A 15,264-nucleotide genomic window follows, 5' to 3' on the forward strand; every position below is an offset into this window, starting at 1 on the left:
CAATGCATTAGGTGGTGGAATCGTTGCCGGCCATTCTCAGGATGACCCATCCAAACCCGGTCTAGACCGGGTATGAAACTGGGTGTCGGTCCGAGCGGACCGGGTATCGCGGGTGAGTTCATGCTGACTGACGTCCAGATCCGGAAAGCCAAGGCTGCGGACAGGCCCTACAAGCTCACCGACGGCGGAGGCCTCCACGTCTACGTCTCCGCTGCCGGCGGCAAGTGATGGCGCCTGCGCTACGAGTTCGATGGCAAGGAGAAACTGCTTTCGTTCGGACCGTATCCCTCGGTCGGTCTCGCCGAAGCCAGGGACGCTGCCGCAAACGCCAAGCGCTGTCTTCGAGAGGGGCGGGATCCTGCCGTCGAGAAACGGCTGAAGCGCCTCCAAGTCGCCACGAGCCAATCGTCGACGTTCGAGGCGATTGCCCGCGAATGGCACGATCTGAACAAGGGCCATTGGGTCGAGCAGCACGCCTTCGATGTCATCCATTCACTGGAGCGGGACGTGTTCCCGATCTCGGCTCTATTCCGATCAGGGATATCACCGCGGCCAACGTGATCGCGTTCTGCATCACATCGAGGACCGTCGAGCAGGCGATGGCGAGATCGAGCCACGAGTCCATTTGATCGGACCGATAGGACGCCGCACTCTGGCGCTGGCCAAGCTGGCCGAGCATGATTGGGTCGAGGCCGATCGCGTGCAGCTCAAGGCCGGCTCCAGCGCGGAGCTCGCATCCATCCCAGCGTTCACGACCAGCACGATCTACCTCGTCGCCGGGCTCCTGCTGCCGATCTGGAAGCGCATCCCTCAGAAGTCCACGCGGGTCTATCGCCTCCAGACCGATGCAGGCGAGCGCATCATCGGCCGCAAGGTCCCGCTCAGTTGGGTTACGGCAATGTCGGGCGGAGAGACCGGCGCTCGCAGCTGAAGACGCGTTCGCGGCACTCCTGCGCGACGGCGACCCGACGCGCACCGCGCCGCCCCCGCGGGAGCAGCGGTTCGAGCCGTCTCCATTCCACATCGCTCAACCAAAAAGTTGCTACCTCATCAAGGCCTCCCGTGATTCGGACGCCTTGAATCGCAACTCAGCCTGCGCCGACACTCCTAATTGAGTACGGACCCTAGCACCGATTGAGGCGGCGGACCGTTTCGTTGATCGCCATCTTATTTGTGCATCGGGTGCTTCGTAGGTGTCGCGATGCTCGCCGGGACAGCCTCCGATATCGAGAAAGTGAGCCAAGTGTTCCAACCCGACGGCCGATTCTGAGCCGCAAACTCGCCATATCCCTTCACGCCAAGGAACGCCTGGTTACTTCCAATCTGAAAAGCGTAGCCGATCTGTGGACCGATGCCAAAAACCCGCGATCGGAAGCTGCCAAGGACAGCCGGCTGGCCGAAATCGTCTGTTATCTGTTGATAGACGTATCCCACCAAGCCAACAAAGACCTGCTTCGACAGGAACTGAGATGCGCCCCAGTCGAAATGGAAATCGACGCCGCTCTGGTACTGTGTGTCTCGGTTCTTGAAATTATAGGTGAGGCCGCCGACTCCTGATAGTTCAAGTCCGGTGGCGGGATTGAAGTAAGTATAGCCGCCACCGACGTCAACGGCGCCGTGACCAAGGCCGATATTGGCCAATCGGTTGGGACTATAATCGCCTATCGGGATATTACCCGTACCGTAAACGATGAAGTTGTGAACGCCAGTATTCCACTTCAGCTTCGCGGTTGGGTAGAGGTCTCCATACGAGGTGACGGCTTCTTCCAGCAACCCGTTACGCGTGATCGAGATCGGGCCAACCGCAGTTGTGAGTGTGCCTGCTATGCTGGCTGAATTTCGCGCGTAGATGCTGGCCAGCGTCGCCGACAACTGACCACCGAGCACGGGCGTTGCGAATGTATAGGTCGGCGCGATGAGCATCAGGTCGGCTTGCCCGCGCAGGGCCACGTTGAGATCGACTGCAACGGCCGTTGACAATCGTCCGATCTGGACTTCCCGCGACGCGGCTGCTGCTCCTGACGCCCCTGCGTTGGCGTGATAATAGATCGCGGCGATCGACCAGCCCGGCGTGGTCGGCGTTGCCGACATACTGCCGTACAGGCCCGGCAGCCAGTACGAGATGCCGCTTTCGTCGGCGCGTGCGGCCTGCGGAGACAGTAGGGCAACGACGGTAACCGCGACGACCGCTGTCGGTCGCCGCGAGAACAATCTCGATCCGGAATTCAGACTTTCAGGCGACGTCATTGCGGCTCGCTCCAATCCAGTTCTCTACGATTGCAGGGGGGGCGGCCGCACCAGTTCAGCCTTTGGGCACTGATTTGTTGCGGCCGAAGCATCGGCTACTTCCTTCAATCGGAGAGGCCTTTCTTGACCAAGGCGGCCTTTCGAGCCCGCTTCGCGTCCTCAATATCGGCCTTCTTCATGTCGAGCAGATCGATCGTCACCTTCGCTATCTTGCCGGTGAACTTGAACGGGACCTTGTAACTTTCGGTGACGGGCGTCCCCTCGTCGGCACCGACATCAGCGCCTTCATCCGCCGAGAAAACCCCAAACTCAGTACGCTCGATCCGCCCGGTCGCAACGCTCCGACCGTTAACGATGATAGTGCCGAGGCCACCCTTGCCGACGCCACCGCCGTCATACGCGAACTCGAACCGGATTGTTGCCCTTCCGGCGGGCACTGCCTGCTTCGCGCTAACCGTGAACCGTTCCAGGCCGAGGAAGTTGTAGGTGTAGGTCGGTTTGCCATCCTTCAGATAAAGGCTCCAGCCGCCGAACCGCCCGGCTTGTGCAAGGATCACGCCGTTGGCGCCACCCTTCGGAATATCTACTTCGGCCGTGATCGTGTGCGACCGATTCTTGATGTTAATGAAGACGTTCTCCGACATTCCCGCCATGCCTTCGTGCACCGTGAGACTCGTGCGGCCTGCCATCAAATCCGGTCGCCCAGCCAGTGCCGCGTTGGCCCGTTCGAGGGTACGGTCGTCGAGAGGCAACACAGAGTTTGCTTCTGCCTCCTTCATGAAGAGGTCTTGCATCTCCTTCAGCTTGTCAGGATCCTTCGCCGCCAAGTCGTTCGCCAGGCTGAAGTCCGACCGGGTATCGTACAGTTCCCAGACATCCTGATCGAGTGGACGTCGAGGCTTGGTCTCCCAAGCCGCACGATGGATCGTGCCCGCGAGCCATCCGTCATGATAGATTGCGCGGTTGCCGAAGATCTCGAAGTACTGCGTCTTATGGGTGCTCTCCGCCTTGGGGGCGTCGAACGAGTAGACCATGCTGGTGCCTTCGATCGGCACCTGGATGGTGCCATTCACACTCTTAGGCTCCGGCAAACTTGCTGCTTCCAGGATGGTTGGTGCGATGTCCACGACGTGGTGCCATTGTGTCCGCACCTCGTTCTTGGCCCTGATCACCTTCGGCCAATACACCACCATTCCGTTACGGGTACCACCATAGCTCGACGCGACCTGCTTGGTCCAGGTGAACGGCGTGTCGCCAGCAACCGCCCAGCCGGCTGCGTAATGGCTGTAAGTGTTTGGCCCGCCCAGCTCATCGTAATGCTTGAGCACGTCCTGAACGGTCTCCTGCACACCGTTAAAATAAGTCATCTCGTTGAACATTCCGCTCATGCCACCCTCGGCACTCGCGCCATTGTCGCCAACGATGTAGAAGATGAGCGTATTTTCGAGCTGACCGGTGGCTTTGATGGCGTCGACCAAGCGTCCGATCTCGGTGTCGGTATATTCGGCGAAACCGGCAAATACCTCCATCTGCCTCGTGAACAGCTTTTTTTCGTCACCGCTAAGCTTGGCCCAGTCCGCAATGGCGTCCGGCTTAGGTGCGAGCTTGGTGCCCGCAGGAACGACGCCGAGCTTGATCTGCCGTGCCAGAGTCTCTTCGCGTAATGCGTCCCATCCCTGGTCGAACTTGCCCTTATATTTCGCGATCCACTGCTTGGGCACGTGATGAGGCGCATGGGTCGCCCCCGGAGCGAAATACATGAAGAACGGCTTGTCAGGAGTCAGCGATTTCTGCGACTTCATCCAGGCTATGGCCTTGTCCGTCATATCCGTCATGAAGTGATAGTTAGGATCCTTTGGCAACTCGACCTGCGTCGTGCCATCGTAGATCAGTGGGGCCCACTGGTTGGTTTCGCCTCCCATGAAACCATAGAACTTGTCGAATCCCTGGCGGGTTGGCCAGCGATCCGTCGGTCCCGAAGCACTGACCTCCCAGGCGGCCGTCTCGTGATTTTTGCCGAAATGGGCGGTGCTGTAGCCGTTCAGACGCAGCATCTCAGCGACTGACGCAACGTTGTTAGGACGCTGACCGGTCTGGCCCGGAAATGAGGTGCCTGTCTCGGCAATCGAACCGAAATTGTTCACATGGTGATTGCGGCCGGAAAGCAGGGCTGCTCGGGTCGGTGAACACAACGCCGTCGTGTGGAACTGATTGTATCGCAATCCGCCACTCGCAAGTTGTTCGACTGTCGGCATGTGAATTGGGCCACCGAATGCCGACGACTGGCCGAAGCCCATGTCATCAATCAGGACAATCAGCACGTTCGGAGCCTGTGAGGGCGCCTTGATCTCGAAGCGCGGCGGCGGCGCGCCGGCGTTGCGAACATCCAGCACCGTGCTGTGCGGATATGCGGGTTCAGGAATCGGCAGAACGCTACGATCGGTGGGTAGTACGACACCTGGCGGTACGACGGACTGCGCCAAGGACTGCGCCAAGGCAGGAGCGACCATCGCCGGCGCGATGAGCATCAAGGCGACCATCGCACGGATCACGCCTGCCCGACCTGTCAAGCGCACCCTTGTGCTATCTCGATTCGGAGACAGCAATTGATCCGAAGAGTCCCTACACATGACGCGCTCCTGGCTGAATGAAAATGACAATTGGATTGCCTATTCTGTCAAAACGCTTTTGATCCGTTGCGCCGCATCGCGATATGCTGCCGTTCGCGGCGTCTGGGTAGGCAAGCGACGCACGTACCCAGATGATGTCCAACATGATGATCCCGATTGGGCCGACGCTCTTGGCAACGAACAACAGAAGCCAGACCAGACCGAAGTAAACCTGCAAGGCGCGACTGAAAACAGCTCACGTCTTCGCGCCATTGAATTGCTAAATGCATCGGTCGACTGCCATGGCCGGCGCCAGATGCAGCAAAACGCCGAATATTTGAACCTGTTTGGCTTGGGCAGGCCAGCCAAACACTGAGCTGGTTCAGCGTCGACCGACGCGATTGACGGGACCGCCACGATTCATCGGCGTACCGGCACGCACGCCGACACCAGGTGCACCGACGCCAGGCCGTACCACCGCGCGTGCGACCGGTCGCGGTCGCAGAACGACACCAGGCCGAACAATGCATCCCACCGGATATTCGATGTACTGGCAGTACACCACCGCGCCGGCTCTTTCCGTGCTCGCTGCCACAAAGCCGGCTACCAATCCACTTGTGAGCAAGATCGCGAGTGCACTCGATCGCTTCATTGTGGCGTCCTCCAGTTTTTTATCAATGACTAAACTAGCGCAATGAGCGCGACATACATTGCGGAAGATCAAGCCGCTGGCCTAATCATCACATTTGAGCTGAGTTCCATCAGGCCGATGCCGGCCGCAACAGCTCGCTGCACTTGACACCCTCTGGATCCCACCGATGATATGGCTGATGGCCGGCTGACTTCATCTCTATAGGATTGGCTGTTGGCACGCAGGCGGCGCAAATCGACTCATCAACCAGTGGCGAATTTCCCTGCGAGATCGCCAGAGGCATCGTTGCGGGAACCAGAGCCACGACGATGGAACTCGGGATTCTCTGGACTGTTCTGGGCGGCCAGCTCGATGGCAACGACTGCCATTCTGGCTTGGATTGCCTTTCTCTCGCTCGAGAACAAGGCTTCGCCGGCCCCTGAGATTGCTACCTATGTCGGCAGCAGCGCCTGCGCTGGCTGTCACCAGACGGAGGCACGGCTGTGGATGGCGTCTCAGCACAAGGGGGCAATGCAGCACGCCACCGACGGGACGGTGCTCGGCAATTTCAACGACGTGCGTTTTGACTATTTCGGTGTGCAGTCGCGCTTCTTCCGTAAGAATGGACAGTTTTTCGTGGAGACCGATGGTCCCGATGGAGCGCTGGCCGTCTACGAAGTGAAATATACCTTCGGCGTCGATCCGCTGCAGCAGTATCTCGTTCCGTTCCCGGACGGCCGCCTCCAGGTCCTGCCGATTGCATGGGACAGCCGACCTAGTGATAGAGGTGGCCAGCGATGGTTTCATCTCTCGGCAAATGAAGCGATCAAGCACGATGATGTTCTGCACTGGACCAGATTGAACCAGACCTGGAACTTCATGTGCGCGGAATGCCATTCCACTGGTGTGCGCAAGAACTACGATGCGGAGAAGGATCGGTTCGCGACGACGTGGACGGAGATCAGTGTGGGCTGTGAGGCATGTCATGGACAGGGCTCGCGCCACGTCAGTTGGGCGCACGAGCAGCAGAGCTGGTTGCCGTTTGGCAGGCGCCAGGACTCGAGCAAGGGATTGCTGGTGCATCTTGATGAGCGCAACGGCATCACCTGGTCAATCGAGCCTCAGACAGGCAACGTGCAGCGCTCTTCCGAGCCCGCAGCCCTCCGCAAAGAGGTCGAGACTTGCGGCCTATGTCACGCGCGTCGGGCGGCCTTTCATGAAGGCTGGATTCCCGGACATTCATTATCGGAGACCCATGCGGTCGAAGCGCTCTCGCGCAACACGTTCGATGTTGACGGACAGATCCGCGATGTCGAGGAGCCGTATAACTACACACCCTTCAGGCAAAGCAAGATGTATGCGGCCGGCGTCAGCTGCAGCGATTGCCATGAGCCGCACAGCGGAGGGCTTCGCCTCTCAGGCGAAGGTACATGCCTGCAATGTCACGCATCGAACAAATACGCTGATGTGAAGCATCGCCAGCATGCGGGCGTCGACCCCGCGCCGACCTGCATCTCGTGCCACATGCCGACCCGGACCTACATGTCGATCGATGTCAGACACGATCACGCGTTCAGGGTTCCGCGACCCGATCAATCTGTGGCGTTGGGAACGGCGAACGCCTGCAACGACTGCCATCGCGATCAGTCGGCACAATGGGCCGCAGCGGCGATTGAGCGATGGTACGGAGCTGATCGCAAGGGCTTTCAAAGTTACGGACCGATATTTCATGCCGCCCGGATCAACCGCACAGACGCGGCGGCGCTTCTTTCGGAGCTGGCCTCGGATCGGCGCGCGCCGGCCGTAGCGCGTGCCAGTGCGCTTGGCGAATTGGCATCTCGCATGACGCGAGCGGACATTTCAACGGCCCGCGCCGCGCTCGGTGATCCCGATCCTATGGTGCGGCTCGGCGCGCTGGACATGCTGGAAAACGTGCCCGCCGCTGAGATCTGGTCGTTCGTGTCTCCGCTTTTGTCCGATCCCAGCCGCGGCGTTCGCATCAGAGCCGCTGCTCTGCTGGCCAATATGCCAGTCCGAAGTCAGCATCCGGCGGATCGTGCTCGCTTCGATCTGGCGGCGGCCGAGTTCATCGCAGCCCAGCGCTCCAACGCGGAGCGGCCGGAGGCTCGGACCGCTCTTGGGAATTTTTTGTTGCAGCGCGACCGACCGCAAGAGGCCGAGGCCGAATACCGGGCCGCACTGAGGCTAAGCCCGCATTACGCGACGGCCGCAATCAACCTTGCCGACCTCTATCGGCAGCGCGGCCAGGACGGCGAAGGTGAAGCGGTCCTGCGCACAGCGCTCGTGGCGTCGCCGCGCGACGCCGCGCTTTTTTACTCCCTTGGCCTGACGTTGACACGCCTCAGACGGCCGGACGATGCACTCAACGCGTTGGCTCGCGCAGCGGAACTGGAGCCGGAGCGTCAACGTTATGTTTACGTCTACGGCATCGCGCTGCATTCCAGCGGTCGCCGTGAGGCGGCGGTGAGTGTTCTGAAGGACGCCTTGCGCGCCCATCCAAACGATAGCCAGATTTTGCAGGCGCTCATCTCCTTCAGTCGGATGTCTGGGGACGCGACGTCGGCGCTCCGCTATGCCGAGCAGCTTGCTGCGATTGCGCCGAGCGATAAGGAGCTGGCAGCGCTTATTCAGGAACTCCGTCGCATCGCGTCTCCGCCCGCAAGATAGACGCGAGTGTCTGTTCGCAGTTCGGCCGCTCGGTGAGATGCGAGTCGGCTTCGGAGTTCCGGCAATGCAGTCGCGCAGTCTTGGTTTACCGGATGCCATGACGAGAATGACCGCGGATGCCCCGCTGAATTGAACCATCTTCGCAAGTTCGCTGGCCGCGACCACCCCGTTCAGTCCCAATGTCGGCGACCATTCACATCGGTCAAGCAATTAGAGAGACTCTGGACGGCTCGAGGAGCAATTCCTTGGAGGCGCGCAGCTCTTGAACCTGGCGTCGGCTTTCATCCGACGCAATGTGCGGTTCGATCTGGACCTCCGGGATGATAGCGACAGCCGGCTCTTCGGCATCACAACCGAGACCAAATTGGTACCCAGCCAGCTTGTCAGCTGACGCTGGGAACACCATTCGACGCCGTCCCGCGAGGGAGCCACGTGATTGAGTTATATCAATATGATCGCGCCACAAGCGATTAATCAGCAAGGGCTCTCCAACGGAGAATTCCCCGATGTGGACGAAACGCGACTTCCTTTGCTCTGGTGCATTGACCGCGGTCGTAGCTGCGGGAATAAAGCCTGGGCCGGCGCTTGCTGAGATGCTAACGGGCGCGCCCGCTGTACCCAATTTGAAGTATTCAACCTCTATGCCGTCGGGGGTCGCGATACCGGACAGTGTGGACACTCGGTTGGGTAGGCTGAACTTCTTTGGCGGCTTTCCCGATCAAGCCAGCGTCGATAGGCTTTACGACAATCTCGACTTTCAACGAGCTGTTCAAGCCTACCTGCTGGCGCTCCCGGTGGTGAACCAGGTGGGGAACCGCGATGGCATCCTCGCGGTCGGTCCGGCAAATACGACAGTACCGATTTGGGAAACCATGGTCGATGCCCGGACAGTCGAGCTCACCGCCAACAACAACACGCCTTACACTTGGTTCTGGCTCGACCTGCGCGGCGGTCCGCTCGTCGTTGAAGCTCCGCCGAACGTGCTCGGGCTCGCCAATGATATGTGGTACAGGTGGGTCGGTGACATCGGGCTCGTTGGCCCGGACAAGGGTAAGGGCGGAAAGTATCTGGTGCTGCCGCCCGGCTACAAGGGCCGGGTCCCCTCAGGCTATTTCGTCCTGCGACCAGGGTCATATCTCACCTGGATTGCATGGCGCAGTTTCCTGGTCGGCGATGATCCAAAGCCCGGTGTTGATCTCGTCAAGAAGCATACAAAGATCTATCGCCTCGGCGAAACAAATCCGCCAAAGCTCAATTTCGTGGATATGTCGGGCAAGCCATTCAATATGGTAGCGCCCGCAGACTATCCATACTGGGCGTTACTGAACAAGGTTGTACAAGAGGAGCCAACCGACGACGTCGACGCGACGACCTTGGGGTTCTGGGCTTCAGTCGGCATCATGAAGGGTAAGCCTTTTGCGCCTGACGAACGGATGCAGAAAATACTGGCCGAAGCGGCAATTGTTGGCGATGCGACGGCGCGGGCGATCATGTACAGGTGGCGCGGCGCCGATGGCTACTGGTATTCGGATAGAAACTGGCGTTTAGGTTTTGTCGGGGGTTACAAGTTCGAGGAGAACGGCGCGCGATTGCTGAACGCGTATTCCGGCTTCTTCTTCTACGCGACCGGCGTGACGCCCGCGATGGATTCGAGGAGCGTCGGCGAGGGCTCGCAATACCTGGCGATGTTCGTCGATGCCAAGAAGACCGTCCTGGATGGCGGTAAGAACTATCGGCTGCATCTGCCACCGAACATCCCGATCAAGAACTTTTGGTCGGTGATCGTCTACGACAACCAGACGCGCTCGATGCTCCAGACAGACCAGCGCTTTCCTAGCGTAAGCAGCCAGAACAAGAAGCTGAAAATCAACCCGGACGGCTCGGTTGATGTATATTTCGGACCCAAAGCACCCGCTGGCTTGGAGGATAACTGGGCTCAGACGGTCCCCGGAGCAAGCTGGAATATCCTGTTGCGGCTGTACGGTCCGCTTCAGGCTTTCTTCGACAAGACATGGCGACCTGGCGACATCGAGCTTCAATCCTGAGCGAGTTGGCTGCCTTGGGTGGCTATGCCGCCCAAGGCAGCATAGCCAGTTCCTCTGAACGAAGCTCGCGTTGGCTCACAATCGGCCCTATGCCGGCGTGTCTCTCCACGTCTGCTACGGGTCACAGGACTAAACCGCTCGCGCGGTAGGGCACACAGCCGGCAGCACGGCTGAGAGGATGGCGCAACGAGGCAGCCGCTACGGAACAACGACGTTGGTGCGGTGCAGCTTCAACGCGATCGCTGCGCCGCGCGGCCGGAGATACGGACGCCAGCAATCCCGGCGCTACGGTCGTCAATTCGGTGCCGATCAACGCAATGACTGGTCGGCGGGCAGGCGTCACCACCGATCCCGAGACGCCGGATCTCGCCGAGCACAGCGAGTTGCGTCGGTGATCCTGTGTTCACCAGGTGCTCGATCAAGGCCGGGGTCATCAGGGCGACCGCCAGTCGGCCCGTTTCGATCGCTTGGCTCAGGTCGGTGATGTCGCCGCGTGGGGGAAGTACCACTGTCCCACCGACGACCAGTGGCGACAAGAACGACGAAATCAGGCCGTAGCTATAGCTCAATCCGAGACTTTGCAGCGCCTGGAATGGTCCTGACAGCCCGAGGCTGTGAAGACGCTTTATGGCGTTAAAGAGCACGGCTGCGTGGCTCAGCCGAACAATCTTTGGCTTCCCAGTACTTCCCGAAGTCGCGATCAGAAGGAGATCATCGGTCGGGCGACAATCCTCTCGCGTATCCGCAACGTCCCGAGGTCCATCTTGGTTCGTTGGCGCTCCTCGAGGGAAAGCGTGGCGAGATGCGTCCGACACTTCCAGGAGAATCGTTCCATGCCAAGGCGGCGCGCATATTGAAGGAATGCGAAGCAGCCAAGGTTGGGTTCAGGCGTGGCCAAAGCCGTCGCCGCATAGAAATCGGCGTCCTCCCGACCATCAAGATGCAATGCGTAACCGCTTTACAATAAAGCCTCGCGACATTGCAGCCCGACATCGATGTTGCTTTGCGCGAGCGCAGCCGGGACGGACACGACATCCTCACCGCGAGAGGAGTTCGCCTGAACGTGGTCCTCAAGACGAATCAGGACCAGTGCGCTATGGAGGCCGTAAAATCCATGAATAGTACAATCGCTCCATTGAGTCTGATTGCCGAACTATCAGCCGTTCCCCTCGACGACTTCGGATTGATACGCTCTTTGGGCATGTACCTTTCGAAGAGCCTCGAACAGGATTTTCAAGCGGATCTTGTTTCTGCTTTAAAGGTCGCCTTGGAGGAAAATATGAGGGACGTAATGAGCAAATAAGTGCGTTCCCGCAGAACCGAGCGCAGCCCAATGGCACTTGAAGTATGAATCAACACTCGGAAGCCGACCGCTTGCATCTTTGAAAGCCGGCCACCCCGAAATGCGCCGAGACTTGGCGCTCGCCGGAATACAGGGCCGGATGCGACTAAGAAATATATGGTGCGTTCGCGATTGTGAGCAAGCGCGCGGTCGGCTACGCTGCCTGTCCTGCCTCGTAGGTCAGCTGTAGAGGATAATAGATCGCGCCGATCCAGGTTGAACGCGATTGGAATAAAGCTCCTCGCGTCAGTCCGGAAGCTTGAAATCAAATTGCTTCGTTCGTCCGACGACACGCTTTGTCCCATCCCAAGTCTGGCGCCCGCGGTCCACATCTGCCGGCCGTCCGGTGCCACCTCATGCGACCACGTCTTGGAAGAGGCCGCAGGCCGCTGCCCGAGGACGTCATGCGCTCCGACTTGCTCAACGACAGGAGAGTGGCTTGAGTACCAATCTTGGCACTGCAGTTGCGAGGCCCGCCAATGCCATGAGGCAGGCGAGGCCGGATGACGCTGAGAAGCTGACACGTATCGCTCAGGCAGCGTATGGAAAATACGTGCCGCGCATGGTGAAGGCGCCAGCGCCGATGTCGTATGACTATCTCGCCTGGATCAGGGAAGGAAACACTTATGTTTTGGAGCATTTTGGCGAAGTGGCTGCAATGATCACGCTTCTGCCGAAGGATGATCACCTGATGATGCGCAATCTTGCCGTTCTTCCTGCATTTCAAGGCAGGAGACTCGGTCACGCGCTGATCGATTTTGCCGAGGCGGAGGCCAAGCGTCGGAATCTCCCTGAGTTGCGTCTCTACACCAACGAGAAGTTTCCGGAAACAATGCCGTTCTACAAATCGCGCGGCTTCTCTGAAACGCATCGTGCCCAGGTCGACGGATATTCGTTCATCTATCTGTCGAGAACGCTCACCTGATTCTGTCCTCGGCAAGCATCGTAGATCCGATGAAGCGTCCGTATAAGCCGATCAGTCGTTGGCCGGCGGAGAGCCGCGGCGTGGCGGAAGTTAGCTCTCTCCGTCGACGCTCTGATCAAAGCTCGCAGGCGTTCGAGCTTTTGCTCGGCGTCGGGCGCCGCGAGACGTCAAGTTGATCAACGCGGCTGGTGCGTTTCATCGCGGGCTGGTGCGGGCCGGCGGTGGTGGTTGAAACGCGCGAGCTGCCAGGGCTACATCATGAGCATCGGCGTGTTCAGTACGGCTTCGCACATCTCCTCAAGCAGAGGTCGCTGGCGGCGGATCCGTCGGCGGGACTGAACCTCTGATCGGGGCCCCGCACGGTGAAGAAGGAGCCAAACACGGTTGAACATGCCCACTCCTGTCCGGTCCTCGTATCTGGCCCGTCGGTTGTGCCAGCAAAGTCAGCTCTGGATTCGCAAGCCGGCGCGCCTCGTGGGGGCTGACAAAGGGGCGGCAATCAGCACCGACGCAGCCCGGCGTGCCGAAGACGCGATAAGAGGTGCTATTCAGGCAGAGCGAGGCCCTCCCGTGCGAACGCGCGCCGGACCGCAGGCCTTTCGGCGAGGCGCCGCGCATGGTCGGTCCAAGCGGGGAAGTCGGTTGCCATATCATAGCGCAGACGTTGACCGCGTCCCCAGTTCCAGAATACCTGGAGATAGGGATCGACGACACTGTAGGTGTCGCCGAGCGCCCAGGGGCTGGCGCTCAGGCGATCGTTGATCTCCTGCCAGAGCGGCCTGCACGATTCGACCCCCTTCCGGACCACCTCTGCTTTGCCTTCGGGACTGTCAGCATAGCGCTCGGCGCGACTGATATGCGCGTAGGTGACGTGCACGGTCGATGCGAGCCACGAGCACCACTCGGCGCAACGGGCATCCGCTCGCGACTCGGTCGGCCAAAGCCGCGAGGCCGGCGTCGGATGCGTCCCTGCGGCTGTCAGATAGCGCAGTATCGCTGGTGTCTCGGTCAGGATTCCCCAGGGCGTCGCAAGCGCCGGAACGCGGCCGCGCGGATTGATGGCCAAGTAGTCCGGTTCTCGTTGCTTGCCTGCGGCGAAGTCGACCTTGATGGCCTCGAAAGTCAGCCCTGTCTCCTCCAGAACGATATGGGCTGCAATCGAGCATGCGCCCGGCCAAAAATAAAGTACCAGATGGCTCACAGAACTAATCCCCTGATTGGCGTGTTGGTAGGATAGGGCTTCAATGCTTCGGAGTGAACGCCGGCTTCGAATATATTTCGCGCCATATCCGCTTCGCTGATCATCAATGATCGAGACGAATATCGCGTAGCATGTGTGGGCTCATATAACTTCAAAAATCACTATCAAATCGGCGAGGTGCAACCTAGCGTCGGCTCATGACTGCAATTGTTCAGGAGCGTAACGAATGGCCGAGCACCTCGTATCCAGTGATTTCCTGCAATTCCAGACACTCTTGGCGAGCCGTGGATGGGCGGTTCTTGCATCAGGTGAGATCGATGCCGATCCGGCTGTGACGCTTCGGCGGCTTGGGACGATCGTGCCGCAATATGACGGGCGCGTTAGTTTCGATGTCACCTACCGGCCAGGCTATGACGATGCGCCCTATAGTCAGAGCATGAATGCGCTCGGCGCGCATACGGAGGCGCCAGGCTTCATGCCGCCGCCGAAATATCTCGCGCTCTATTGTCACCGGCAGGCGCGTTGTGGAAATGGACAGACGCTCCTCGCCGACGGCATTCGCTTCTACGACGAGGCGCTGAGCCCCGATCTGCGGCGTTGGTCTCAGAACAACGAGGTCGAATTCGTGTCCAGCGCGACACCGGGCGATGAGACCAGGTCATCGCTCCGCGCGCCGATCCGCGCCACCGTCGCAGGCGAGCCGGTGCTGAGGTTCAGCTACAATTTGTTTCGTTACGGCAATGTGAACCCGGATGCGATCGAAGTCAGGCGCGTCGGCGACGATCCGTCCGATCCGCTCGGGCAAATCGCGGAAGAAGGGGAGGCGTTCTTCAGCCGCAACCTGATCCCGGTCCTTATTCCCGACGGCTGCATGCTCGTCTGGAACAACCATCGCCTGATGCACGGCCGTGGCCGCTATGCCGACCAGGCGCGTCACCTCACGCGCTACTGGCTGAGCTGAGCGTTCGAGGTCGCCGTCTCGACGCCGACCTCGTTGCGCGACTTCCGGCATGTTTGACAGAGGATGCGATGATGAATGAGGGGTGTTACCTGGCTTATGGCGTCCTTCGCGACGCGTTGAAGAGCAGAACCACCGTGCCCGTCGCGTGGAGCTGGAGTCGAACGGCCGCTGAGCTTGAGACCAGGGTTGGCGCCGAGATTCGTGGCATCTCGCTCGTGGCGCTGTCGACAGCCGCGAGTGACGCGACGGGCGAGGTCGTTCCCGGCATCTCCTTTGCGGTGCAGTCATTGCCGGTCGACGGGCAGACTCCGCGTCATTCCCATGCGTGGTGGCACGTGTTCGTCGTTCAGAGTGGATCGGGCATCGTCGGCTTCGGTGATGGTCGCGAGGCGATCCGTATGACGCGGAACGACGTGGTGTTGATCCCGGCCTGGTGCGTCCACGAGCTTCGCAATGACGGTGCCGAACCGTTCGTCACCTTGAACCTCAGCAACATGCCGCAGCAGGCTGATCTCGCAAACTTCAGAACGGCTGATGGACGTCAATCATCGTCTTGCACTGATCCAATTGGAAAGGGCCGCACGCATGCTACAGGTCTCTGATCTCCCTCGTACG

General features: G+C 59.8%; 14 protein-coding genes and 1 pseudogene. 10 read left to right on the plus strand and 5 right to left on the minus strand.

The features are described from left to right. Positions 1 to 120: 120 nt before the first annotated feature. From HL671_RS38135 to HL671_RS00040, 3 genes and pseudogenes are all read left to right on the plus strand, one after another. Complete coding sequence (locus HL671_RS38135) at positions 121 to 228, plus strand: Arm DNA-binding domain-containing protein (protein ID WP_246579570.1); 108 nt, start codon at positions 121 to 123, stop codon at positions 226 to 228. A gap of 36 nt (positions 229 to 264) precedes the next feature. Beyond that, entirely contained in the window at positions 265 to 561 is a 297-nt protein-coding gene (locus HL671_RS00035; protein WP_246579577.1) for an integrase arm-type DNA-binding domain-containing protein, read from the plus strand. A gap of 37 nt (positions 562 to 598) precedes the next feature. Then, positions 599 to 962: pseudogene (locus HL671_RS00040) on the plus strand (hypothetical protein); the annotation flags it as partial. A gap of 205 nt (positions 963 to 1,167) precedes the next feature. Here the strand turns inward: HL671_RS00040 and HL671_RS00045 are convergent. Together HL671_RS00045 and HL671_RS00050 are read right to left on the minus strand one after the other, a co-directional pair. Next, positions 1,168 to 2,247, minus strand: coding sequence for a SphA family protein (locus HL671_RS00045; protein ID WP_246579569.1), 1,080 nt, complete (start codon positions 2,245 to 2,247; stop codon positions 1,168 to 1,170). Positions 2,248 to 2,351: 104 nt separating this feature from the next. Next, the gene (locus HL671_RS00050; RefSeq protein ID WP_210263697.1) at positions 2,352 to 4,787 is read right to left on the minus strand and encodes an arylsulfatase; all 2,436 of its coding nucleotides are present in this window, start codon (positions 4,785 to 4,787) and stop codon (positions 2,352 to 2,354) included. A gap of 88 nt (positions 4,788 to 4,875) precedes the next feature. On the opposite strand from HL671_RS00050, the gene HL671_RS00055 reads away from it, so the two are divergent. Next, a complete protein-coding gene (locus HL671_RS00055; RefSeq protein WP_172235262.1) occupies positions 4,876 to 5,232 on the plus strand; it encodes a hypothetical protein in 357 nt (118 codons plus the stop codon). A 6-nt stretch (positions 5,233 to 5,238) separates the two neighbouring features. Here HL671_RS00055 and HL671_RS38140 read toward each other — a convergent pair whose 3' ends face one another. Next, positions 5,239 to 5,508: a hypothetical protein gene (locus tag HL671_RS38140; RefSeq protein ID WP_246579568.1), complete on the minus strand. Its 270-nt coding sequence runs from the start codon at positions 5,506 to 5,508 to the stop codon at positions 5,239 to 5,241. 351 nt (positions 5,509 to 5,859) lie between these two features. Here HL671_RS38140 and HL671_RS00060 point away from each other — a divergent pair, with 351 nt between their 5' ends. Both HL671_RS00060 and HL671_RS00065 read left to right on the plus strand, forming a co-directional pair. After that, positions 5,860 to 8,175 (plus strand): tetratricopeptide repeat protein, encoded by a 2,316-nt coding sequence (locus tag HL671_RS00060; RefSeq protein ID WP_246579567.1) that lies wholly within the window; start codon positions 5,860 to 5,862, stop codon positions 8,173 to 8,175. A gap of 683 nt (positions 8,176 to 8,858) precedes the next feature. Next, positions 8,859 to 10,220, plus strand: coding sequence for a DUF1254 domain-containing protein (locus tag HL671_RS00065; protein ID WP_246579566.1), 1,362 nt, complete (start codon positions 8,859 to 8,861; stop codon positions 10,218 to 10,220). 230 nt (positions 10,221 to 10,450) lie between these two features. On the opposite strand, the gene HL671_RS00070 is transcribed toward HL671_RS00065, so the two are convergent. Beyond that, positions 10,451 to 11,035: an AMP-binding protein gene (locus HL671_RS00070; RefSeq protein ID WP_172235265.1), complete on the minus strand. Its 585-nt coding sequence runs from the start codon at positions 11,033 to 11,035 to the stop codon at positions 10,451 to 10,453. A 164-nt stretch (positions 11,036 to 11,199) separates the two neighbouring features. Between HL671_RS00070 and HL671_RS00075 the strand changes: the two genes are divergently transcribed. Next, positions 11,200 to 11,523: a hypothetical protein gene (locus tag HL671_RS00075; RefSeq protein ID WP_172235266.1), complete on the plus strand. Its 324-nt coding sequence runs from the start codon at positions 11,200 to 11,202 to the stop codon at positions 11,521 to 11,523. Positions 11,524 to 12,001: 478 nt separating this feature from the next. Then, entirely contained in the window at positions 12,002 to 12,487 is a 486-nt protein-coding gene (locus HL671_RS00080) for a GNAT family N-acetyltransferase (protein WP_172235267.1), read from the plus strand. Between the two features lie 544 nt (positions 12,488 to 13,031). Here HL671_RS00080 and HL671_RS00085 read toward each other — a convergent pair. Then, on the minus strand, positions 13,032 to 13,688 hold the full coding sequence (locus HL671_RS00085) for a glutathione S-transferase family protein (protein WP_041750282.1): 657 nt from the start codon (positions 13,686 to 13,688) through the stop codon (positions 13,032 to 13,034). Between the two features lie 226 nt (positions 13,689 to 13,914). On the opposite strand from HL671_RS00085, the gene HL671_RS00090 reads away from it, so the two are divergent. Both HL671_RS00090 and HL671_RS00095 read left to right on the plus strand, forming a co-directional pair. Then, a complete protein-coding gene (locus tag HL671_RS00090) occupies positions 13,915 to 14,649 on the plus strand; it encodes a TauD/TfdA family dioxygenase (RefSeq protein ID WP_041750283.1) in 735 nt (244 codons plus the stop codon). Between the two features lie 68 nt (positions 14,650 to 14,717). Beyond that, positions 14,718 to 15,251 carry a cupin domain-containing protein gene (locus HL671_RS00095; protein WP_172235268.1) on the plus strand — a complete coding sequence of 178 codons (534 nt, stop codon included), beginning with the start codon at positions 14,718 to 14,720 and terminating at the stop codon, positions 15,249 to 15,251. Positions 15,252 to 15,264: the final 13 nt, after the last annotated feature.

It is taken from the genome of Bradyrhizobium denitrificans (genome assembly GCF_013179005.1).
Lineage (GTDB): Bacteria > Pseudomonadota > Alphaproteobacteria > Rhizobiales > Xanthobacteraceae > Bradyrhizobium > Bradyrhizobium denitrificans.